Origin of the sequence: Pigmentiphaga sp. CHJ604, assembly GCF_036972535.1 — a bacterium.
GTDB lineage: Bacteria > Pseudomonadota > Gammaproteobacteria > Burkholderiales > Burkholderiaceae_B > Pigmentiphaga > Pigmentiphaga daeguensis.
Genome location: NZ_CP136998.1, coordinates 4,174,349 through 4,196,386 on the forward strand (window position 1 = coordinate 4,174,349; position 22,038 = coordinate 4,196,386).

The window sequence follows — 22,038 nt, forward strand, 5'->3', positions numbered from 1 at the left end:
ATGGATACCTTCAACGCCCTGCTGTCCGGCTTCGGCGTCGCGCTGCAGCCGATGAACCTGTTCTGGGCCTTCCTGGGCTCCGTGCTGGGAACCGCCATCGGCGTGCTGCCCGGCATCGGCCCGGCCCTGACCATCGCGCTGCTGCTGCCGGTTACCGTGCAGATCGCCCCCACCGCCGCCTTCATCATGTTCGCCGGCGTCCTGTACGGCGCCATGTACGGCGGCTCGACCACCTCCATCCTGCTCAACGCGCCCGGAGAGAGCGGCTCCATGATGACCGCGCTCGAAGGCAACAAGATGGCCCGCTCCGGACGCGGCGCCGCCGCGCTCGCCACCGCGGCCATCGGCTCCTTCGTGGCCGGCACCATCGCCACGCTGGCCCTGAGCTTCGTGGCGCCGGCCATCGCCGAACTGGCCTTCGTGTTCGGCCCGGCCGACTACTTCGCCTTGATGGTGCTGTCCTTCACCTCCGTCTCGGTGGTGCTGGGCACCTCGCGCGTGCGCGGCTTCATCGCGCTGTTCCTGGGCCTGGCCATGGGCGTGGTGGGCATCGACGGCCAGACCGGGCAGGCCCGGCTGGCCTTCGGTTCGGCCGACCTGCTCGACGGCATCGAACTGACGGTGGTGCTGGTGTCGCTGTTCGCGGTGGGCGAGATCCTGTATGTCGCCAGCCGCTACAGCAAGGCCCCGCCGCGCATCAACCCGCTCGCGGGCGGCACCTGGATGACGCGCCAGGACTGGAAGCGGTCATGGAAACCCTGGGTGCGCGGCACCGCGCTGGGCTTTCCCATCGGCGCGCTGCCCACCGGCGGCACCGAGATCCCGACCTTCCTGTCCTATACGATCGAGCGCAAGCTCTGCAAGCATCCCGAGGAATTCGGCAAGGGCGCCATCGAAGGCGTGGCCGGCCCCGAAGCCGCCAACAACGCCGCGGCCGCCGGCGTGCTGGTGCCGCTGCTGACCCTGGGGCTGCCCACCTCGGCCACGGCGGCGGTGCTGCTGGCCGCGTTCCAGAGCTATGGCCTGCAGCCCGGCCCCTTCCTCTTCACCAACAGCGGCGAACTGGTCTGGGGCCTGATCGCCTCGCTGTACATCGGCAACCTGATGCTGCTGGTGCTGAACCTGCCGCTGGTCGGCCTGTGGGTGCGGCTGCTGCTGATTCCCCGGCCCTATCTGTACGCGGGCATCCTGATCTTCGCCATGGTGGGGATCTGGGGCGTGGCGACCTCGTGGACCGACATGGCGCTGATGTTCGGCATCGGCCTGGTGGGCTACGTCATGCGGGTCTATGACTTCCCCATCGCGCCGGTCCTGATCGGGCTGATCCTCGGGCCCATGGCGGAAACCCAGCTGCGGCGCGCCCTGGCCGTGGGCGAGGGCAATCCGATGATCCTGGTGTCGACCCCGACCTCGGCCACGCTGCTCGCCCTGGCCGCGGCCGCGCTGGTGCTGCCCCTGCTGCTGCGCCGCCTCAAGCGCGAAGCCTGAGTCCGGCCGCCGCGGGCCCAGACCCGCGGCGGCGCCGCTAGTCCTGCCCCTGCCGGATCATGCGGGCGATTTCCTCCTCGCCATAGGGACGCGGGTCCTTGACCCGCAGGCTGTCCGACCATTCCCGCGAGAAATCCCGCTGCAGCCAGCGGTTCACGGCGGCCGTGGCGATCATCGCCACCACGGCGCCGCAGGCGGCCAGGGCCATGTCCTTGTGCGCATCCCAGACGTCGCCCTGCGTGCCCAGGTAAGCCACGCCCAGGTCGCCGCCGAAGACCTCGGCCGCGATCCACTCGAACAGCTCGAACATGGCGGAGGTCGCCAGCGTGAACTCCAGCGGCAGGAAGTAGCCCCAGAACCCCCGGGCGTCGGCCACCCGCAGGAACACTTCGCGTATCGGGTAGGCCAGCAGCAGCCCGTATGAAAAATGCACCACGCGGTCGAAATTGTTGCGCTCCCAGCCCCACAGGCTGTTGAAGCTGCGGCCGGCCAGCGCCTGCCACCATGCGTCGTAGGGCACTTTCGCATAGGTGTAGTGCGCACCGATCGCATGCAGGCACAGGAAAACGAAAATCAGCGTGTACGACAGGCGCGAGAACCGGAAATGCCGCCAGCTCGCGGCCAACCCGGCGCAGAATCCGATCACCAGCACGTTTTCCAGCGCCCAGTCGGAACGGTCGAGCGGATCGATGGCCAGCGCCACCCAGATCACCGCGAACGCCAGCGCCAGCGACGTCACGTAGCGCCGATACCCCGTACCCATGCCTGTCTCCATCTTGCCTCCTGCGGCCACGCGGAGCAGCCAGTCTACGCCATCGGCACGCCCGGACCGGAGCGCCCCCTTTTTACCGATGTGGAGCGGCAACTTTTACACGTTGCGCGGCCGCTTCTCGCGGACGCGGGCCGGACCGCCGAGGCACGCCGCTTGCTGGGTCGGCAGCACGCTGCCATGGAGGACCGCATGGACGACCAGACGAGCCTGCCCCCCGCCTCTTCTTCCCTTGCCGCGCAACGCGATCCGGACCGCAACCTCGGATCCGCCGAGCGGCTGGGCTCGGCGGCCGGCGGATCATTGCTTCTACTCTGGGGCCTGCGCCGCGGCGGGCTGGCCGGCGACCTGGCCAGCGCCGTCGCCGCCGGACTGCTGTGGCGCGCCGCCACGGGCGACTGTCCCGTCAAGCGCGCGGTCGCCCCCTCGCCCCTGGAACGGCGCATCGCGCGCGAACAGGGATGGCTGTCCGCCGCGGCGGCCACCCACGCCATCGTCATCGACCGCCCGCGCCAGGAAATCTACCGCTTCTGGCGGGACTTCTCGAACCTGCCCCGCTTCATGCGCCACATCGTCTCCATCGACGTCATCAACGACCGCCGGTCGCGCTGGACCGTCAAGGCGCCGCTGGGCCGGCTGGTCGAATGGATCGCCCACGTGGTCGACGACGTTCCGGGCGAACGCATCGCCTGGGAAGCCGAAGCCACCGCCGACGTGCCCAATCACGGCCAGGTCGAATTCCACGACGCGCCCGATAGCACCGGCACGGTGGTGACCGCGACGATCGCCTACCAGCCGCCGCTGGGCCAGGCGGGGCGGCTCCTGGCGCGCCTGTCGCGCGAGGAGCCCGCGCGCCAGATGGCCGAGGACCTGCGCGAGCTCAAGCGCTACCTGGAAGCGGGTGCGGCGGAGATTCCCCCGTCCCCGGTCTGATCCACGGGGTCGCTGCCGGACGGACACAGGCCCGCGCCTCCCCCCCAGGACGAGCCTTCCGGCAGCTTGGCGGTCCTCGCCTTCATGGCTGGACCGCCTTCTTTTTGCCCTTGCGCCGGGTCCGCGCGTTTCAGCGCCGTTTCACCCCTGGCATGTTGCTCCCGCCCAACCTATCGCTTTCCCTGGAAGATACAAAGCCGGGAGCCGCGCCGCGGACGGCTGCGGTATAACCTCGCCACGCATGCACGCGCATGCGCCGCCGGCCGGCCCCCCGGCTGGGCCACGAGCCCCGTCCCCGCCCGTCGGCCACTCTCCTTTCTACACAGATGGTCATCATGATGTTTACGCAACTCCAATCCAGCCGGCGCGCCACGCTCGCGCTGGCTGCCGCGCTGGCGACCGCCGGCGCGCTCTCCACCTCCTTTCCGGCCATGGCGGCCAATTACCCGGCCAAGCCCATCACCATCGTCGTCGCCTACGGCGCCGGCGGCGACACCGACGCCATGGCCCGCCTGTTCGGCGAAAAACTGACGCAGCGCCTGGGCCAGCCCGTGATCGTCGAGAACCGCGCCGGCGCGAGCGGCATCATCGGCAGCAACTACGTCGCGCGCGCCAAGCCGGACGGCTACACGCTGCTGCTGGCTCCCAGCACCTTCTCCATGGCCACCCACGTGGTCAAGACGAATTCGGCCGACACGTACAATCCCGCCCGCGACTTCGCTCCCATCACCCAGACCGCATCCCAGCCCCTGCTGCTGGTGGCCGGCCAGGCCTCGGGCTATACCTCGGTCGCCCAGGTCCTGAAGGATGCCAAGGCGGGCAAGGCGCTGACCTACGCCAGCCCCGGCTCGGGCTCGCCCATGCACATCCTGGGCGAGCTCTTCAACCAGGCCGCCGGCGTCAAGATCACCCACGTTCCCTACAAGGGCGTCGCCCCCGCCGTGAACGACCTGCTGGGCGGGCACGTGGCGCTGAGCTGGATGACCTACGGCCCGGTCGAACCGTATCTTGCCTCCGGCAAGATCCACATCCTGGCCAACGGCGCGGCGGAGCGCACCCCGCTCGCCCCGGACGCGCCCTCGATGGCGGAACTGGGATACAAGAACATCAACATCGCCGCCTGGCAGGGCCTGTACGCGCCCAAGGGCACGCCCGCCGACGTCGTGCGCACGCTGAACGGGCACATGGCCGAGATCCTGAAGATGCCCGACGTGGTCGCCAAGATGCGCGTCTTCGGCGCCTTCGCCAAGCCCAGCACGCCCGAAGCCCTGGGCAAGCTGACGTCCGACGAATACGAGTTCTTCGGCAAGGTGGTCAAGGAATTCGGCATCCAGGCCGATTGACCGGTTTCCCCGCCCCATGCGGGAACCTCCGGCGGATCCGGCGCTCGGAATGAGCATGTGGATCCGCCGCCTGGCCGCCCTTGCCTGTGTGCTCGCCCTTGCCGGCGCGGGCTATGCCGCGCTCGACCGCTGGCAGCGCGGAATGATCTTCTCGGTCGAGCTGGGCGAGCGCTCGTGGTGGCGCGACCCGCCGGCCGGCACCGAGGTCTACGACCTGCCCATGCCCGGCGGCGATACGCTCCGCGCCTGGTACTGGCGGCATCCGGATCCCGGCGCCCCGACGGTGCTGTACCTGCACGGCTCGCGCTGGAACCTGAACGGCAGCGCGTTCCGCATGGACCACTGGGCCGGCCTGGGGTATTCGATGCTGGCCATCGACTACCGCGGCTTCGGCGCCTCGTCCCCCAGGCTGCCATCCCAGGCCAGCGTCAGGCAGGATGCCCAGGCCGCCCTGCGCGAACTGGCCCGGCTCCAACCGGACCCCGCCCGCCGCTTCGTCTACGGCCACAGCCTGGGCGGCGCGATAGCAATCGACCTGGTGTCCCGCGACGCCCTGGCGATACCGGTGGCCGGACTGATCGCCGAAGCCACCTTCACCAGCATCCGCGACATGATCGCCACCACGCGCTGGGCCGGCATCCCCGGCTTCGGCCTGCTGGTGACCCAGCCCTTCGATTCGCGCAGCGCCATCGGCTCGCTGCGCACTCCGCTTCTGCTGCTGCACGGAACCGAGGACCGTGTGGTCCCGCCCGCCATGAGCGACGCGCTGCTGGCGGCGGCGCGGCAGTCGCCCCGCAAGCGGCTGGTCCGGCTGGAGGGAGCCTCGCATTCGGGCGCCAGCCGCAGCGGCGCCGCTTACGACGACGCCGTGCGCGATTTCATCCGATCGGCCCGGCAGGCCTATCCCGGCTGATTCATTCCGGCTCGACCGAAGCCTGGAACGGCCGCTCCAGGAGCGCCGCCGCGCCCGCCGCCCTCATCGCACCTCACCCCAGCGCCACCAGGAACACCGCGGCGCCTATCCCCAGCATCAGGAACGGACTGAGCCGCGTGTACATCAGCGCCAGCGTCGAGGCGGCCGCCACGCCCCAGGCCCATGCGCCGCCCTCGGCGGCGCGCAGCACGGTGCACGAAGCAGCCAGAACCATGCCCGCCGCCACCGGCACCAGGCCCGCCTCGATCGCGCGTATGCACCGCGTGCCCTTGAACCGGGTCCACAGATGCGCCAGGGCGTACACCAGCAGCGAACTCGGAATGAAGATCGCGGCCGACGCCACCAGCGCGCCCGCCAGCCCCGCCGCCTGCCAGCCCACCAGCGTCACCAGCAGCGCGCCGGGACCGGGAATGATGCGCGACAGGGCATACAGGTCCATGAACTGCGGATTCGTCACCCAGCCATAGACGTCCACCGACTGGCGGTGGATGTCGGCCACGATGCTCTGCCCGCCGCCCACCGTCAGGAAGGACAGCGGAGCGAAGACCAGGACCACTTCCACCAGTTGCGCGAACCTCATGCCTGCCCGCCCGCGCGCAGGCGCAGATAGGCCAGCCCGATGGACAGCGGCGCCATCGCGCCGACCACCCACAGCAGGGGCAGCTTCAAAAGTAAGATCGCCACGAAGGTGACGACCATCACGGCCAGGGCGGGCAGACCCCGCGCGGCCCGGCGCGCCGCCCGCAGTCCCGTCTGCAGCGACAGCCCCACGGCCGCGGCCGCCACGCCCGCCAGCGCGAGGTGCACCGAGTCGGACTTCGCCATCGTCGCGAACGCGGCCACCACGACCAGCGCCAGCACCATGGCGGGCACCACCAGCCCCAGCGCGCCGGCCAGCGCGCCCACGCCGCCCCGCAGCCGGAAACCGACCCAGATCGCCAGGTTGACCACGTTGACGCCCGGAAACGCCTGGGCCAGCGCGAGGCCGCTCAGGAACTCGGCCTCCGACAGCCAGTTCCGGCGCTGCACGAACTCCCGCAGCATCCAGCCGCTCAGCCCGCCGCCGAAGCTGGTCAGGCCGATCTTGGCGAAGGCAAGGAAGATCTGGAGCACGGAAGGAGGCGGGGAACCACTGTCGACGGAAACGGGCGGCAAGGTCTGGGGCATGGCGGGCCTATCGCGGAAAGTACCGTCATATTACGGATTCGGGATGTCGAATAGCTTAACGCCCGGAAGGCCCCGGCACCGGGGCTAGAATACGGGCCCGCCGCCACGCGTGCAGCCATTACCGTGCCTTGGAGGAAACCGCCTTGACCACACGCCGATCGTTCCATGCCCTCGTTCTTTCCAGCCTCGCGTTCGGCGCGCGCGGCGCCTGGGCCGGCCAGCCGGCGGGCAGCCTGCCCATCTCGGCGCGCAACGCCGCCCTGGACGAACTGGCGCGCCTGGAGCGGCTTGCCCAGGGACGGCTGGGCGTGTCCGTGGTCGACACCGCCACCGGCGAGGAATTCGGCCGCCGCGCCGATGAACGCTTCCAGATGCTGAGCACCTTCAAGCTGCTGGCCGCGAGCTTCGTGCTGGCCCGGCACGACCGCGGCGAAGACTCCCTGGACCGGCGGATCCGCTACGAGCGGGACGACCTCGTCAGGTGGTCGCCCGTTACCGAAAAACATGTCGGCGGCCACGGCATGAGCCTGGCCGAACTCTGCCATGCCACACTGACCACCAGCGACAATACCGCCGCCAATCTCATCCTGCGCAGTTTCGGCGGTCCGGAGGCGCTGACGCGTTTCATACGCAGCCTGGGCGACAACGTCACCCGCTGCGATCGCTACGAACCCGAGTTGAACGTACCCCATGCCACCGGCCTGCTCGACACGACCACGCCCCACGCCATCACCCGCACGATGGGCAAGCTGACGGTGGGCGAGGCCCTGTCGCCCGCCTCGCGCGAACGCCTGCAGTCCTGGCTGGTCGGCAACACGACGGGCGACAAGCGGCTGCGCGCCGGGGTACCGGCCGGCTGGCGCATCGGCGAGAAGACCGGCACCTATTCCAAGGTGGGCGCCAACGACATCGGGCTCGCCTGGCCGCCCGGGCGGCCCGCCATCCTGATGTCGGTCTACGTCGCCAGCACCCGCGCAGCGGACGAGGTCAAGGACCAGGTCATCGCGAAGGTGGCGGAACTGGTGGGGCGGCTCTACCGCCGGGCGGAAAACAGATAGGCCGAGGCGAGTTCAGCGGCTTCTTCCCGCCCCTGGGGGTTGCGTACCTATAGCGGCACCCTTTCTTCGCCTACGGCGGAAGACCTCGCGCGTGCCCGGTGCGCCAGCAACGGCAGCATCACGTCCAGCATGGGCGTTTCCACGCCGGCCGACCGCGCCAGATCCTGCACCGCGAAAAGCTGGGCATCCAACTCCAGCGGCCGTCCGGCCAAGAGATCCTGCAGCATGGACGGAGGATGCGGGTTCGATCCGGTCGCCGCGATCTGGCCATCCAGATCGAACTCCAGTGTGGCGCCGTAGCGCGCCGCCACCGCGCAGGTTTCGCGGGCCAGGCGCGCATACAGTTCACGCGTGGAAGCATCCGCGAACAAGGCCGATGAAGGCGACTGGGTCAGGCTCGACAGCAGCGAACTAGGCACGTTGAGCAGCAATTTGCCCCAGATCTCACGGCCGATATCCCGGGTAGCCACCGCGCCCGGCAGCCCGCGCCGCAGCAGCGCCACCACCTGCTCCAGCCGCGGCGACAACGCGCCGTCGGGCTCGCCCACCATGAAACTGCTGGTGCGCGAATTGTTGCGTACCACGCCGGGCGCGACGACCTCGTTGGGCGAGCGGATCACGCAGCCCAGCGTCCGGGCCAGTCCCACCTCTCGCGCCAGCGTGTCCTCCGGGTCGAGCCGCGATCCGACCGATGTGCCGCCATTCAATCTGGCCAGGTACCACCACGGAATGCCGTTCACCGCGAAGACCACCGGCGTGCCCGGCGCCAGCAAGGTCCGTATCGAGGATGCCGCCGGAGGCAGCCCGTGGGCCTTGAGCGTGGAGATGACCACGTCCTGCGGCCCCAGGTCCGCAGGATGGTCGCTGGCCGGAACGCGTACCGTGAACTCGCCGTCGGGGCCGATGAACCGGAGACCGTCGCGGCGGATGGCCGCCAGATGCGCACCGCGGGCGACGACCGACACGTCGACACCGGCTCGCGCAAGATGAGCGGCCATGTATCCGCCCACCGCCCCGGCGCCGAAGATGCAAACCTTGTTCATGATGAAAGGGTATCCAAAAAGTCCATGCGTGGGTCTGAACGGAGACCTGCGCGGATATTTTTCCATGCCCGGCTCACGGTATGAAAGCATCCCGCGCGCCGGCGGCGGCTGCCCGCCACTCCCTTGACATCATGATGTCATGCCGTCATGATCTCTGGACATCATGACGGCATGACTCACGCATGAACCTTCCCAATCCGCTGCTTGCCGAAGGCGGCGCACCGCTGTACCGGCAGGTGGCCGAGCACCTCATCCAGCGCATCGCCAGCGGCCAGCTCGCCCCCGGGGATGCCCTGCCCCCGGAAGACAGCCTGTGCCGCGAGTTCGGCGTCAGCCGCATCACCGTCCGCAAGGCCGTCGAGGAACTGCTGGCCCGCCACCTGATCGTCCGCCGCCGCGGCGTCGGCACCTTCGTCAACGATCCGCGCCGGGCCACCAAGGACGTGACCTTGGTAGGCGTGATCGACGAGGTCCTGCCGCGCAACCAGGTCACCGTCGTGGACGAGGCCTGGACGCCCCTGCCGGCCAGGCTGCGCGAACTCTTCGGCCTGGGCACGCAGCAATGGAAATGCGTGCGCGCGGTCAACCACGTGGCGCCCGCCGAACCGCTGGACTACGCCCACTTCTACTTCGCCGAACACGTGGCCGACGGCATAGGCGCCGCCGAGGTGGCCGGTCCGCTGCCGCCGGTCAAATACCTGCAGACCCGCCTGAACGTCCGCATCGACCACGCCGACCAGCTCGTCGAGCCCCTGGCCGCCACCCGAGAGATCGCCGCCCGTCTGGGCATCCCCCGGAACACGCCGGTGCTGCGCGCCACCCGCATCTACTACGACATACAGAACCGGCCGGTGGAGATCGTCGATGCGGTCTATCACCCCGAACGCTACCGATACACGGCCACCCTCTATCCCAAGACGGGAGCCGGCAACTGATTCCTCGTCGTCTTTCCAAGGACACGCCATGCGCTCGAGCAGATGGAACGGCAAGTTGTCGAAGTGGTCACGCTACCTGTTGCTGGGGGTAGCCATAGGAAGCAGCCAGGCGGCCGCGCAGGACTATCCGGCGCGACCGGTCAAGCTGGTCAGTCCGTGGGCGCCCGGCGGCGCCAACGACATCTTCTGCCGGGCGCTGGCGCAGAAGCTGACCGAATCGCTGGGCCAGCCCGTGGTCGTGGAAAACCGCCCCGGCGCGGCCGGCAGCATAGGCTCGGACTACGTGGCCAAGGCGCCGGCCGACGGCTACACCCTGGTCATGGGCAGCTCGCCCACCCACTCCATCGCGCCCGGCCTGTATCCCCGGCTGCCCTACGATCCCATGCGCGACTTCGCGCCCGTTACGCTGGCCGCCGTGGTGCCCAACATCCTCGTGGTCCATCCCTCGCTGCCGATCCGGTCGGTGCCCGAGCTGATCGACTATGCCAAGGCCCACCCCCGCCAGCTCAACTTCTCGTCCACCGGCAACGGCTCCTCGCAGCACCTGTTCGGCGAACTCTTCAAGTACCTGGCCCGCGTCGACATCGTCCACGTCCCCTACAAGGGCACGGGCCCGGCGCTGAACGACCTCCTGTCCGGCCAGGTGCAGATGGCCTTCGAGAACCCGCCCGCCCTGCTGCCCCACATCCAGGCCGGCCGCCTGCGCGCGCTGGCGGTGGCGGGCACCAAGCGGTCGGCGTCGCTGCCCGACCTGCCCACGGTGGCCGAGGCGGGCCTGCCCGGCTACGACGTGGCCGTCTGGTTCGGCATCTTCGCGCCGGCCGGCACGCCCAGGCCCATCGTCGAACGGCTGCACAAGGACATCGCCGCGGCGCTTGCCTCGCCCGACATCAAGACGCGCATGGACGGCTTCGGCGCCGAGATCATCGGCGCCGGCCCCGGACAGTTCGATGCCTACCTGCGCGCCGAGATCCCCAAGTGGGCCGCCATCATCAAGGCGGCCAACGTCAAGGTCGACTAGCCACCACCCCGCCCCAAGGAGGTATCCATGACGTTTTCCGTGATCGCCCGCTGCCCGCGCACGGGCATGTTTGGCATCGCCATCGCCACGCGTCCCATGGCCATCGGCGCCAAGTGCCCGTTCCTGCGGCCCGGCACAGGGGGGCTAGTCGTACAGGCCAACGGCGACCCCCGCCTGGGGCCGCTGGGCCTGTCGCTGCTGGAACAGGGTTATTCCGCCCGCAAGGTGCTGAACGACATCATCGAAAGCGACGGGGAAGACAACATCGCCTGGCGGCAGATCGCCGTCATCGACAAGGACGGCCGGACCGCCGCCGTGACCGGCAAGGACAACGAGGACTGGAAAGGGCACATCGCCAAACAGGACTATGTCGTGCTGGGCAACCGCCTGACCAGCGAACGCACGCTTACCGCCATGTCCGAGGCCTTCGAGCGGCACACCGATCTGGAACTGGCCGACCGCCTGGTGCGCGTGCTGGAAGCGGCGCGCGACGCCGGCGGCCAGGTGGCCGGCCAGCACTCCGCCGCGCTGCTGGTGCACAACAGGAAATCCTATGCCTGGGTGGACCTGCGGGTGGACGAACACGACGAACCCATCGGCGAGCTGCGCCGCCTTTACGGCCTGTATGTGCCCCTGATTCCGTACTACGACCGGCGGCCGGCCAACCCCAGCATGCCGCGGGACGATGTGTGGCGGAAGGAAACCGGCGTCCAGGGGGGGCCAAGATAAGGGTTCCTGACAATACCGTTCCACCACGTCCAGGATCGATGATGCGATTACACTTTTGAAGCCAGACCGTAATCCGCCGCGCCGCAGGTGAGGAGTCGCACCTTCCGCGCGGGAACGTATGAACACCCTGTTCCCCCTCCTTTTGTCCGCCTTGACTCCGATCGCGCTGACTTCGGTCTATGTCGCGCTCAGGGCATGGCTGCCCGGCGGCAGGCAGGGGAACCTCCACATGTCGGTGCTGTTCGGCGCCGCGATGTGGCTGGCCATGATGTCCTCGGTCCACCACGGCCCATACACGATCGCCGACATGCGAGGCGCCATCCTGGTGCTGGCCTACCTGTTCGGCGGCCCCATACCCGCGCTCGTGTCCCTGGTCATCGGCGCCATCACGCGCAGCTGGATAGGCGGCCCCGTGGCCCCCATAGGCGTGGCGGTCCTGGCCACCATCTTTCTCGGCATCCTCCTCCTGGCGCGCTGGCCCGACCGGCTCGTGCCCGAGCCCGGCGCGGTCTCGGCGCGCGCCCTCGCCACGATGGGCGCCTGGGCCTCGCTGAACCAGGCCGCCGCGCTATGGCTGGCCCATGCGGCCGGAGCGCTGCTCATCGTCATGCCGCTCACCCAGTTCTGCGTGACCATGATCGCAGGAGGCATGCTGATACTCATCCAGCAGAAGACCAACCTGGGCCGCAAACTCAACGAACAGCAGGACCTGGTCAGGACGCTGCTGGTCCGGGATCGCGCCTCCGGCCTCCTGAACCGGGCCGGCTTCTGGCTCGAACTGGATGCCGCGCTTCGAAAACTCGCCGGCTCCGACGACAAGATCGTCGTGCTGCTGATATCCATCCGCAGGCTGCGCAACGTCAGCGTGACGCTGGGACCGCGCCTGTCCGAGTCCCTGCTGACCGAGGCGGCCCGCCGGCTCGAGGCCGTGGTGAAGAACCCCACCCTGGCGCGCTTCGACGACGGCACCTTCGGCCTGTTCGTCATGGCCGATCCCCTGGACGAGACCGTCGCGCTGGTCGACGACGTCTTCGCCGCCTTTCGCCGCCCCTTCCACTCCCATGGCCGCGACCTGCACCTGAGCCTGAACATCGGCATCAGCTCGTCCTCGGGCGACCACGATGCCCTCGAAACCCTCATCGCGCACGGCAACCAGGCCCTGGCGCGCTCCATCACGCTGGGAGAAAACCGGCTGCAGGTCTACGACGAAAACACCGTCGTACAAGCCGTCCGCCCCATGAAACTGGAGGTGGAACTGCGGCGCGCGGTCGAGACCGGCAACGAATTCCTCCTGCAATACCAGCCCAAGGTCCACCTGGACACCGGCAAGCTCCACGGCGTCGAGGCACTATGCCGCTGGCATTCACCCGCCCTCGGCAAGGTGGCTCCCGACGAATTCATTCCCGTGGCAGAAACCTCGGGCCTGATCGTCCCGCTGGGGGAATGGGTGCTCCAGGAAACCTGTCGCCAACTCGTCGCGTGGCGCCGGCATGGCTTCACTCCGCCGGTAACGTCCGTCAACCTGTCCGCCAAACAGCTGCTCGACAGCGAATTTCCCGAGCGGGCATTGCGCTGCGTGCTGGGCCACGGCCTGAGCCCGTCGCAGATCGAATTCGAGCTGACGGAATCTTCCGTGATGACGGATCCGAGCCTGTCCATCAACGTACTCAATCGCATCAAGGCCCTGGGCTTCCCGCTGTCCCTGGACGATTTCGGCAGCGGCGCCTCGAACATCGGCCACCTGAAATCCCTGCCCTTCGACTGCATCAAGATCGACAAGAGCGTCATCGACGACCTGGGCACCAGCAATGACGCGGAAATCGTCTGCCGGGCGATCTACGGACTGGGGTGCGCGATGCATCTGGAGATGGTGGCCGAAGGCATCGAAACCGAGGCCCAGCGCAACCAGTTGCGGGAGATCGGGTTTACCTTGGGACAGGGGTTTTATTTTTCGCCTGCGCTGAGCGCGGATGAGCTGGCCGCGGGGTGGTTGGCGCGAGACTACAGGAGCCAGGACGCGGAATCGGCCCTATAAGCTCAAGAAGGCCGGTCCGCTCAAGTACATGGAGCTGGTGGCGCATTTGAAGTCGGAACATCAACTGGGTCACGGGCATGCCAATGCGCTGGTGGCACGGTATCTGGCATAGCCCGCCCCTGAGCGGGCTTTCGCACATTCAACGTATGAAAATGTGCGAGGAAAACCATGTCAGGAAAAGCGGAACGGCGCGCCGCTCGCGCCAGGCTGCTGCGAAAGCGGGCCTATTGGTGGGGTCACAAACTGACCGGAGAAGCTGAGCGGAGCAAGGTCATCGATACCCCAACGCCATGTAGCTGCTGGATGTGCGGGAATCCTCGCCGCCACTCGGGAACGCGCACGGTACAGGAACGTCGATGGCTCCAAGACCTATGAAAGATGGACGGATTTTTGACGGCTCCTGATGGCACCGAAGTAGCGTTGGGGGCCTGTCAGTAATGGCGGGTCTTTTTTACCTGAAAAGAAAAAGCCCGCCGTCGTGAGACAGGCGGGCTTTGTCTGGCCGCAACGCTTGCGAGCTTGGCGAAAAATGCCACGTTTTTTTACGTCTTTTGCACAAGGTGCCGTGCCCGGTGATCCCGGAGCCAGTCCCGCAGCGCGTCATTCATCCTAGACTGCCAACCTGGCCCGCTGGATTTGAACGCGTCCACGACCTCCTGGTCGTAGCGGACAGTGAGCTGGACTTTCGCTTGGGCCGCGCGCGGGCGCCCAACTTTCCGCAGTTGCTTGAACTCCTGTGCGCCCAGCTCGTAGGTGTCAGGGTCCGCGGCGATGCCGGCGTTGATCGCCGCATCCTCTTCTGGGGTGGGCATGATGAGCCCTTTCTTAAGCTTCGGCATAAGCCTTCACCTCCCTGGAGTTCGCCATAATCGTGCCGGATATCAGGTTTCGACATCACTTCGGGCCAATCGATCCGAGCAGCCCGGCCGCATCCAGCACCTCGGTAATCGCTTGCATGGCCCGGGGCTCCATCCCCGGCCAGCCCGACCAGGTTCGAGGACTTCCACATTCACGACCTGCGGCACACCTGGGCGAGTTGGCACGTTCAGCGCGGCACGCCGCTCATGGTGCTCAAAGAGCTGGGCGGCGGGGAATGGATCGAGATGGTGCAGAAGTACACGCACCTGCCACTTCGCACCTCGCCGCGCACGCGGAAAATGTCGAATTTTGGTCAAGCGGCATCGCGCAAAAAGAAACGCCACCTATCACGGTGGCGCTAAATGCTTGATACCTGAGTAATTCTTTGGTGGGCCCCCTGGGAGTCGAACCCAGCACCAACGGATTATGAGTCCGCTGCTCTAACCAGGCATGAGCTAGAGGCCCGAGGGCGCAATTCTACACCGACTCGCGCCCCCGGGCCCGGCCCCGGTCAGATCACGTACAGATCCACGTACTCATGCACCGGCATGGCCTCCAGCGCCTGCTGGTCCAGCGACACGCCCAGGATGGTGTCCTGCTGCTTCGTCGGGAAGCGGCGGGCCAGGTTGGTCCGGAACTTGGCTTCCAGCAGCGGGATGCCGTCCTTGCGGCGACGCTTGTGGCCGATGGGGTATTCGCAGACGATTTCCTTGAGCTTCTTGCCGTCCTTGAATTCCACGGTCAGCGCGTTGGCGATGGAGCGCTTCTCGGGGTCGTGGTAGTCCTTGGTGAAGGCGGGATCTTCGACGCAGACGATCTTGTCGCGCAACTGGTCGATGCGCGGGTCCTTCGCCACCTCGTCCTCGTAGTCGCCGGCGGTCAGGCGGCCGAACAGGATGGGCACGGCCACCATGTACTGGATGCAGTGGTCGCGGTCGGCCGGGTTGTCCAGCGGGCCCTTCTTGTCGATGATGCGGATGCAGGCCTCGTGGGTGCGGATGGTGATCTTCTTGATGTCGTCCGCGCTGCGGCCCTGCTTCTGCAACTGCTTGTGGATGTCCATCGCGCATTCGACGGCGGTCTGCGAGTGGAACTCGGCCGGGAAGGAGATCTTGAACAGCACGTTCTCCATCACGTAGCTGCCGTAGGGGCGCTGGAACTTGAAGGGCTGGCCCTTGAACAGGACGTCGTAGAAGCCCCAGGTCTTGGCGCTCAGCACCGAGGGATAGCCCATTTCGCCGGTACGCGCGATCAGCGCCAGGCGCACGGCGCGGCTGGTGGCGTCGCCGGCGGCCCAGCTCTTCCTCGAGCCGGTGTTGGGTGCGTGGCGATAGGTGCGCAGGCTCTGGCCGTCGACCCAGGCCAGCGACACGGCGTTGATCAGTTCATCGCGGGTCAGGCCCATCATCTGGCCGACCACGGCGGTGGAGGCGACCTTGACCAGCACCACGTGGTCCAGGCCGACGCGGTTGAAGGAGTTCTCCAGCGCGATGCAGCCCTGGATTTCGTGGGCCTTGATCATGGCGGTCAGGACGTCGCGCATGGTCAGCGGTTTCTTGCCCGCGGCAACGGCCTGGCGCGACAGCCAGTCGGCCGTGGCCAGGATGCCGCCCAGGTTGTCCGAGGGATGGCCCCATTCGGCGGCCAGCCAGGTGTCGTTGAAGTCCAGCCAGCGGATCATGGCGCCGATGTTGAAGGCCGCCTGCACGGGATCGAGCTGGAACTGGGTGCCGGGCACCTTGGCGCCGTTGGGCACGACGGTGCCGGGAACGATGGGTCCGAGCAGCTTGGTGCAGGCCGGGTATTCCAGCGCCTCCAGGCCGCAGCCCAGGGTGTCGATCAGGCAGTTGCGGGCGGTCTCGTAGGCCAGCTTGCTGGTGATGCGTTTTTTCAGGACGTAGTCGACGATGTCGACCAGGACCTGGTCGGGCTTCGGACGAACGGTAGAGATAGCGGAAGACATGGGGCTCCCCCCTACGCGCTTCGCGCGCCCCCCAGGGGGCGGCACTGGCGGACCGGCGGAGCCGGATCCACTGTGCCCTGGGTCGGGCGGCTTGGCACGAACTGGGTTTGGTTGATGAAAGGTGGTTGTTCGATACTGCTTACTTGCGCTTGGCCAGCGGCACGAACTTGCGGTCTTCGGGGCCGGTGTAGTTGGCGCTGGGGCGGATGATCTTGTTGTCGATGCGTTGTTCGATGATGTGGGCCGACCAGCCGGCGGTGCGGGCGATCACGAACAACGGGGTGAACATGGCGGTGGGAACACCCATCTCGTGGTAGCTGACGGCGCTGAACCAGTCGAGGTTGGGGAACATCTTCTTGACGCTCCACATCACCGATTCCAGGCGCTCGGCGATCTCGTACAGCCGCATGTTGCCGGACTCCTTGGACAGGCGGTGCGCCACGCCCTTGATGACCTGGTTGCGCGGGTCGGACACGGTGTAGACGGGGTGGCCGAAGCCGATCACCACTTCCTTGTTCTCGACGCGGCGACGGATGTCGGCCTCGGCCTCGTCGGCCGTCTCGTAGCGGCTCTGGACCTCGAAGGCGACTTCGTTGGCGCCGCCGTGCTTGGGTCCGCGCAGCGCGCCGATGGCGCCGGTCAGGGCCGAGTACATGTCCGAGCCCGTGCCGGCGATGACGCGGGCGGTGAAGGTGGAGGCGTTGAATTCGTGTTCGGCGTACAGGTTCAGCGAGGTGTGCATGGCCCGCACCCACGAGGCGGGCGCCGGCTTGCCGTGCAGCAGGTGCAGGAAGTGCCCGCCGATGCTGTCGTCGTCGGTATCGACGTCGATGCGCTCGCCGCGATGGCTGTAGTGGTACCAGTACAGCAGCATCGACCCCAGCGAGGCCATGAGCCGATCCGCGATGTCGCGCGCGCCGGGCAGGTTGTGGTCGTCCTTCTCGGGCAGCACGCAGCCCAGGGCCGACACGCCGGTGCGCATCACGTCCATGGGATGGCTGGCCGCGGGCAGCCATTCCAGCGCCGCCTTCACGTTCGCGGGCAGGCCGCGCAACGCCTTCAGCTTGGTCTTGTAGGCCGCCAGTTCGTTGCGGTTGGGCAGCTTGCCGTGCACCAGCAGATAGGCGATCTCCTCGAACTCGCACTCATCGGCGATGTCCAGGATGTCATAGCCGCGATAGTGCAGGTCGTTGCCGCTGCGGCCCACCGTGCACAAGGCGGTATTGCCCGCCATCACGCCCGACAGGGCCACCGACTTCTTCGGCTTCGGCCCCGCGGCCGGCTGGTCTTTCTGATTCGATACCGTTGCGCTCATCGTCTCACTCGCTCCATTTGGCAGTTGTTACTACTGTTGAGGTCCACCCCCTGGCGGCCTTCGGCCGCTCCCCCTCAAGGGGGCGGCGCTGGCGGACCGGCAAAGCCGGATCCGCGGCGCCCTGGGGGGACGCGTCAGCGCGTAGGAGGTACTACTTCTTAGGGCCCCCTTTTTTGAATAACGCATCCAAATGCTGTTCGAACGCGTGATAGCCAATGCGATCGTACAACTCCTCGCGCGTCTGCATCATGTCGATCACGTTCTTCTGGTGCCCGTCGCGGCGGATGGCCGTGTAGACGGTTTCCGCGGCCTTGTTCATGGCGCGGAAGGCGGACAGCGGGTAGAGCACCATGGACACGTCGGCGCTGCGCAGTTCCTCCACCGTGAACAGCGGCGTCTGCCCGAACTCGGTGATGTTGGCCAGCACCGGCACCTTCACGGCGTCGACGAACTTGCGGTAGGTGGGCAGGTCGTAGGCGGCCTCGGCGAAGATGCCGTCGGCGCCCGCTTCCACGCAGGCCTGGCCGCGCTCGATGGCGGCGTCCAGCCCCTCCACCGCGATCGCGTCGGTGCGCGCCACCAGGAAGAAGTCGGGATCGGTCTTGGCATCGGCCGCCGCCTTGACGCGGTCCACCATTTCCGCGGCCGAGACGATTTCCTTGCCCGGACGGTGGCCACAGCGCTTGGCGCCGACCTGGTCCTCGATGTGGCAGGCAGCGGCGCCGGCCTTGATCAGGCTCTTGACCGAACGCGCGATGTTGAAGGCCGAGGGGCCGAAGCCGGTATCGATGTCCACCATCAGGGGCAGGTCGCACACGTCGGTGATGCGGCGCACATCGATCAGCACGTCGTCCAGCGTGTTGATGCCCAGGTCGGGCATGCCCAGCGAGCCGGCGGCCACGCCGCCGCCCGATACGTAGACGGCGCGAAAGCCCGCGCGCTTGGCCAGCAAGGCGTGGTTGGCGTTGATGGCGCCGATGATCTGCAGGGGATGTTCTTCGCGCAGCGCCTGGCGGAAGCGGGCGCCGGGCGAGGCGGGTCGTGAGGAGGTCATGGCGATGACTCGGACTAGGGAAAACTCAGCTTACTGCAAAGACCGTGCCATGCGTGGGCCAGGGCCGCCCCTTCCCCGCGCCAGGCCGCATGGCCACAGGCTTTGCCCGCGGCGTCCCAGGCGTCGACGGACTCGCCCGCCCGCCTTTGACGGCAGATTCATTTCACATTTGAAATCTATATAATCAAATCTGCAATACGGATCTTGCCATGGACCTCCCTGCCGCGCTTCCCCCCCGCTCGCAATCCCGGCCCGTCATCTGGACCATGGGCATCAGCCGCGTCTCCCGCGCCTTCGCCGAACTGGCTCCGGCATATGCCGGACAAGCCGATTTCCGCATCGTCGACGAAGGCTTCGAGACGGCGGCCCGCTCGATCAACGAGGCGGCGCGCCAGGGCCTGGTCGATGCGGTGGTCGCGGGCGGCTCGAACGGCGCCTACCTGCGCCAGCACGTGGACGTGCCGGTCATCCTGATCAAGGTCACGGGCTTCGACGTCATGCACGCCCTGACTACCGCCAGGCAGTTGTCCAGCCGCCTGGCCCTGGTCACGCACGCCTCCACCTTTCCCGAGACCGAAGCCTTCAAGCAGGCCTTCGGGCTGGACTTCCCCAGCCACAGCTACGTCACGACCGAGGACGCCGCCGCGCAGGTCAAGGCGCTCAAGCGCGCCGGACTGGAGGTCATCGTCGGCCCCGGGCTGGTTTCGGACCTGGCCGAGCAACAGGGCCTGGCCGGCGTCTTCCTTTACTCCAGCAATTCGATCCGCGTCGCAATGGAAGACGCCATCGAGGCGGCCCGGCTCGCGCGCATCGAACAGCGCCGCCGCGAATACCTGAACACGGTGCTGTCCCACCTGAACGAAGGCGTGGCCGCGGTGGACGCCGAAGGCCGCATCCAGTCGCTCAATCCGCCCATGGAGCGGCTGCTGGGCCTGCGGCGCGAACAGGCCATCGGCCAGCCGCTGGAGGAAGCCGCGCCGGCCATCTCGCTCGACGGCCCCCTGCGCCACGGGCAGAAAGAACTGGAGACCATCCAGAAGGTGCGCGACAAGGTGCTGATCCTCAACCGCATCCCCATCCTGAGCGGCGGCGAACTGCTGGGCGCGGTGGTCACGGCCCAGGATGCCCAGGCCATCCAGCGGGTGGACCGCAACCTGCGTACCGGCGCGCCGGCGCGGCCGTCGGGCACGCGCTACGACCTGGACGACCTGCTCGGCAGCTCGGGACCCATGCAGCGGGTGCGCGAGCTGGCCCGGCTGTACGCCGGCGTCAGCTCCACGGTACTGATCGAGGGCGAGAGCGGTACCGGCAAGGAGGTGCTGGCGCAGGGCATGCACCGCGCCAGCCCCCGCCGCGACTTTCCCTTCGTCGCCATCAACTGCGCGGCCTTCCCCGAACCCCTGCTGGAAAGCGAACTGTTCGGCTACGAAGAAGGAGCCTTCACCGGCGCGCGCAAGGGCGGCAAGACCGGCCTGTTCGAGGCCGCCCACAACGGCACGCTGTTCCTGGACGAGATCGGCGACATGCCCCTGGCGCTGCAGGTGCGCCTGCTGCGCGTGCTGCAGGAGCGGCAGGTGCTGCCGGTAGGGGCGCTGGAGCCGGTGGCGGTCAACGTACGGGTGATCGCGGCCACCCACCGCGACCTGCAAGCCATGGTGCGCGCCGGCGACTTCCGGCAGGACCTGTTCTACCGCTTGAACATCCTGCGCATCGCCATGCCGCCGCTGCGCGAGCGCGAAGGCGACATCGACGAACTGGCCGAGGAACTCTACGCCCGCGCGCAGCGGCGGCTGGGCATGGCCCGGCCCGTGCGCCTGCCGGCCTTCGTCCGATCACGGTGCGCGCAATACGCCTGGCCCGGCAACCTGCGGGAGATGGAAAACGTGCTGGAACGGGTGGCGGTATCGCATGCGGGCCGCAAGATCGGCCGCAAGGAACTGGAGCTGGAACTGGAGATCACCGTGCCCGAGCTGTACGGCGGCGGGGACGAGGCGCCCGCCGCCGGAGGCGAGGCCGCCTTCGCGCCGCTGGACGAGATCGCCCGGACCAGCCAGGCCGCCCACGCACGCCGGGTGCTGGACGCCTGCCATGGCGACCGCGCGGCGGCGTGCCGGATACTGGGCATCAGCCCCGCCACGCTGTGGCGCAAGCTGAAAGAGGCGCCGCCCGGCGCCTCGTAAGGCCTAGCAGAAGGCCTGGATGCCCGTCTGGGCGCGGCCCAGGATCAGCGCATGGATGTCGTGCGTGCCTTCGTAGGTGTTGACCACCTCGAGGTTGACGACGTGGCGGATCACGCCGAACTCGTCGGAAATCCCGTTGCCACCCAGCATGTCGCGCGCGACGCGGGCGATGTCCAGCGACTTGCCGCAGGAGTTGCGCTTCATGATGGAGGTGATCTCCACCGCAGCCGTCCCTTCGTCTTTCATCCGTCCCAGGCGCAGGCAGCCTTGCAGGCCCAGCGTGATCTCGGTCTGCATGTCGGCCAGTTTCTTCTGCACCAGTTGGTTGGCGGCCAGCGGACGGCCGAACTGCTTGCGGTCCAGCACATACTGGCGGGCGGTGTGCCAGCAGTACTCGGCGGCCCCCAGCGCGCCCCAGGCGATGCCGTAGCGTGCGGAGTTCAGGCAGGTGAACGGCCCCTTCAGGCCGGCCACGTTGGGCATGTAGTTCTCTTCCGGCACGAAGACCTCGTCCATGACGATCTCGCCGGTAATGGACGTGCGCAGGCCGACCTTGCCGTGGATGGCGGGGGCCGACAGACCCTTCCAGCCCTTCTCCAGGATGAAGCCGCGGATGTTGTCCTTACCGTCCTCGTCCTTGAGTTTGGCCCAGACCACGAACACGTCGGCAATCGGCGAGTTGGTGATCCACATCTTGGCGCCGCTCAGGCGGTAGCCGCCGTCCACCTTGGTGGCGCGGGTGACCATGGAGCCGGGATCCGAACCGTGGTTGGGCTCGGTCAGGCCGAAGCAGCCGATCAGCTCGCCGGTGGCCAGCTTGGGCAGGTATTTCTGCTTTTGCGCCTCGGTACCGAACTCATGGATGGGGACCATGACCAGCGAGGACTGCACGCTCATCATCGACCGGTAGCCGGAATCGACGCGCTCGACCTCGCGCGCGATCAGGCCGTAGCTGACGTAGTTCAGGCCGGGGCCGCCGTATTGTTCGGGAATGGTGGGCCCCAACAGGCCCAGCTCGCCCATCTCGCGGAAGATGGCGGCATCGGTGCGCTCGTTGCGGAACGACTCCAGCACGCGCGGCATCAGCTTGTCCTGGCAGTATGCCGCCGCCGCTTCCCGCACCATGCGCTCGTCGTCGGTCAGCTGCTGATCGAGCAGCAAGGGGTCGGCCCAGTTGAATTGTGCAGGCTTGTGCATAAGATTCATGTCTCGC

Annotated in this window: 19 protein-coding genes, 1 tRNA gene and 2 pseudogenes; 12 read left to right on the forward strand and 10 right to left on the reverse strand. The window is 67.7% G+C overall.

What is annotated here, in order from left to right:
• Complete coding sequence (locus tag R4823_RS20105; RefSeq protein WP_132979384.1) at positions 1-1,488, forward strand: tripartite tricarboxylate transporter permease; 1,488 nt, start codon at positions 1-3, stop codon at positions 1,486-1,488.
• Between the two features lie 37 nt (positions 1,489-1,525).
• Here R4823_RS20105 and R4823_RS20110 read toward each other — a convergent pair whose 3' ends face one another.
• Positions 1,526-2,251, reverse strand: a complete 726-nt coding sequence (locus tag R4823_RS20110) for a DUF2238 domain-containing protein (protein ID WP_087840820.1) — start codon at positions 2,249-2,251, stop codon at positions 1,526-1,528.
• A 198-nt stretch (positions 2,252-2,449) separates the two neighbouring features.
• On the opposite strand from R4823_RS20110, the gene R4823_RS20115 reads away from it, so the two are divergent.
• The 3 genes from R4823_RS20115 to R4823_RS20125 all read left to right on the forward strand — a co-directional run bounded on the left by R4823_RS20115 (position 2,450) and on the right by R4823_RS20125 (position 5,446).
• A complete protein-coding gene (locus tag R4823_RS20115; RefSeq protein WP_165963091.1) occupies positions 2,450-3,190 on the forward strand; it encodes an SRPBCC family protein in 741 nt (246 codons plus the stop codon).
• A gap of 335 nt (positions 3,191-3,525) precedes the next feature.
• The gene (locus tag R4823_RS20120) at positions 3,526-4,533 is read left to right on the forward strand and encodes a tripartite tricarboxylate transporter substrate binding protein (protein ID WP_243724446.1); all 1,008 of its coding nucleotides are present in this window, start codon (positions 3,526-3,528) and stop codon (positions 4,531-4,533) included.
• A 49-nt stretch (positions 4,534-4,582) separates the two neighbouring features.
• Positions 4,583-5,446, forward strand: coding sequence for an alpha/beta fold hydrolase (locus tag R4823_RS20125; protein WP_132979386.1), 864 nt, complete (start codon positions 4,583-4,585; stop codon positions 5,444-5,446).
• Positions 5,447-5,519: 73 nt separating this feature from the next.
• Here the strand turns inward: R4823_RS20125 and R4823_RS20130 are convergent, their stop codons facing one another.
• Positions 5,520-6,047, reverse strand: coding sequence for a chromate transporter (locus R4823_RS20130; RefSeq protein ID WP_132979387.1), 528 nt, complete (start codon positions 6,045-6,047; stop codon positions 5,520-5,522).
• Entirely contained in the window at positions 6,044-6,634 is a 591-nt protein-coding gene (locus tag R4823_RS20135) for a chromate transporter (RefSeq protein WP_132979388.1), read from the reverse strand. Before R4823_RS20135 ends, R4823_RS20130 begins: the two co-directional genes overlap by 4 nt.
• 143 nt (positions 6,635-6,777) lie before the next feature.
• Here R4823_RS20135 and bla point away from each other — a divergent pair, with 143 nt between their 5' ends.
• Positions 6,778-7,692 carry a class A beta-lactamase gene (gene bla, locus R4823_RS20140; protein WP_132979389.1) on the forward strand — a complete coding sequence of 305 codons (915 nt, stop codon included), beginning with the start codon at positions 6,778-6,780 and terminating at the stop codon, positions 7,690-7,692.
• Positions 7,693-7,739: 47 nt separating this feature from the next.
• Here the strand turns inward: bla and R4823_RS20145 are convergent, their stop codons facing one another.
• Entirely contained in the window at positions 7,740-8,735 is a 996-nt protein-coding gene (locus R4823_RS20145) for a 2-dehydropantoate 2-reductase (protein ID WP_165963092.1), read from the reverse strand.
• 182 nt (positions 8,736-8,917) lie between these two features.
• On the opposite strand from R4823_RS20145, the gene R4823_RS20150 reads away from it, so the two are divergent.
• The 5 genes and pseudogenes from R4823_RS20150 to R4823_RS20170 form a co-directional block, all read left to right on the forward strand.
• Positions 8,918-9,670 (forward strand): GntR family transcriptional regulator, encoded by a 753-nt coding sequence (locus tag R4823_RS20150; RefSeq protein ID WP_087840835.1) that lies wholly within the window; start codon positions 8,918-8,920, stop codon positions 9,668-9,670.
• A gap of 28 nt (positions 9,671-9,698) precedes the next feature.
• Positions 9,699-10,691, forward strand: coding sequence for a tripartite tricarboxylate transporter substrate binding protein (locus R4823_RS20155; protein ID WP_338615921.1), 993 nt, complete (start codon positions 9,699-9,701; stop codon positions 10,689-10,691).
• A 27-nt stretch (positions 10,692-10,718) separates the two neighbouring features.
• Positions 10,719-11,420: a DUF1028 domain-containing protein gene (locus R4823_RS20160; protein WP_338615923.1), complete on the forward strand. Its 702-nt coding sequence runs from the start codon at positions 10,719-10,721 to the stop codon at positions 11,418-11,420.
• Between the two features lie 118 nt (positions 11,421-11,538).
• Positions 11,539-13,455, forward strand: coding sequence for an EAL domain-containing protein (locus R4823_RS20165; RefSeq protein WP_338615924.1), 1,917 nt, complete (start codon positions 11,539-11,541; stop codon positions 13,453-13,455).
• 1 nt (position 13,456) lies between these two features.
• Positions 13,457-13,567, forward strand: a pseudogene (locus R4823_RS20170) (DUF4287 domain-containing protein); the annotation flags it as partial.
• A 430-nt stretch (positions 13,568-13,997) separates the two neighbouring features.
• Here the strand turns inward: R4823_RS20170 and R4823_RS20175 are convergent.
• Positions 13,998-14,294 (reverse strand): BrnA antitoxin family protein, encoded by a 297-nt coding sequence (locus R4823_RS20175; protein ID WP_243724447.1) that lies wholly within the window; start codon positions 14,292-14,294, stop codon positions 13,998-14,000.
• 159 nt (positions 14,295-14,453) lie between these two features.
• Here R4823_RS20175 and R4823_RS20180 point away from each other — a divergent pair.
• A pseudogene (locus R4823_RS20180) lies at positions 14,454-14,683 on the forward strand (tyrosine-type recombinase/integrase); the annotation flags it as partial.
• 16 nt (positions 14,684-14,699) lie between these two features.
• On the opposite strand, the gene R4823_RS20185 reads toward R4823_RS20180, so the two are convergent.
• The 4 genes from R4823_RS20185 to prpB all read right to left on the reverse strand — a co-directional run bounded on the left by R4823_RS20185 (position 14,700) and on the right by prpB (position 18,645).
• Positions 14,700-14,778 (reverse strand) — tRNA-Ile (locus tag R4823_RS20185).
• Positions 14,779-14,824: 46 nt separating this feature from the next.
• Positions 14,825-16,276, reverse strand: coding sequence for a bifunctional 2-methylcitrate dehydratase/aconitate hydratase (locus R4823_RS20190; RefSeq protein ID WP_338615925.1), 1,452 nt, complete (start codon positions 16,274-16,276; stop codon positions 14,825-14,827).
• Between the two features lie 139 nt (positions 16,277-16,415).
• Positions 16,416-17,591 carry a 2-methylcitrate synthase gene (gene prpC / locus R4823_RS20195; RefSeq protein WP_087840841.1) on the reverse strand — a complete coding sequence of 392 codons (1,176 nt, stop codon included), beginning with the start codon at positions 17,589-17,591 and terminating at the stop codon, positions 16,416-16,418.
• A 151-nt stretch (positions 17,592-17,742) separates the two neighbouring features.
• Entirely contained in the window at positions 17,743-18,645 is a 903-nt protein-coding gene (gene prpB / locus R4823_RS20200; RefSeq protein ID WP_132979395.1) for a methylisocitrate lyase, read from the reverse strand.
• Positions 18,646-18,854: 209 nt separating this feature from the next.
• Here prpB and prpR point away from each other — a divergent pair, with 209 nt between their 5' ends.
• The gene (gene prpR / locus R4823_RS20205; RefSeq protein ID WP_087840843.1) at positions 18,855-20,825 is read left to right on the forward strand and encodes a propionate catabolism operon regulatory protein PrpR; all 1,971 of its coding nucleotides are present in this window, start codon (positions 18,855-18,857) and stop codon (positions 20,823-20,825) included.
• Between the two features lie 3 nt (positions 20,826-20,828).
• Here prpR and R4823_RS20210 read toward each other — a convergent pair whose 3' ends face one another.
• Entirely contained in the window at positions 20,829-22,022 is a 1,194-nt protein-coding gene (locus R4823_RS20210; RefSeq protein ID WP_279818023.1) for an acyl-CoA dehydrogenase, read from the reverse strand.
• Positions 22,023-22,038 lie beyond the last annotated feature (16 nt).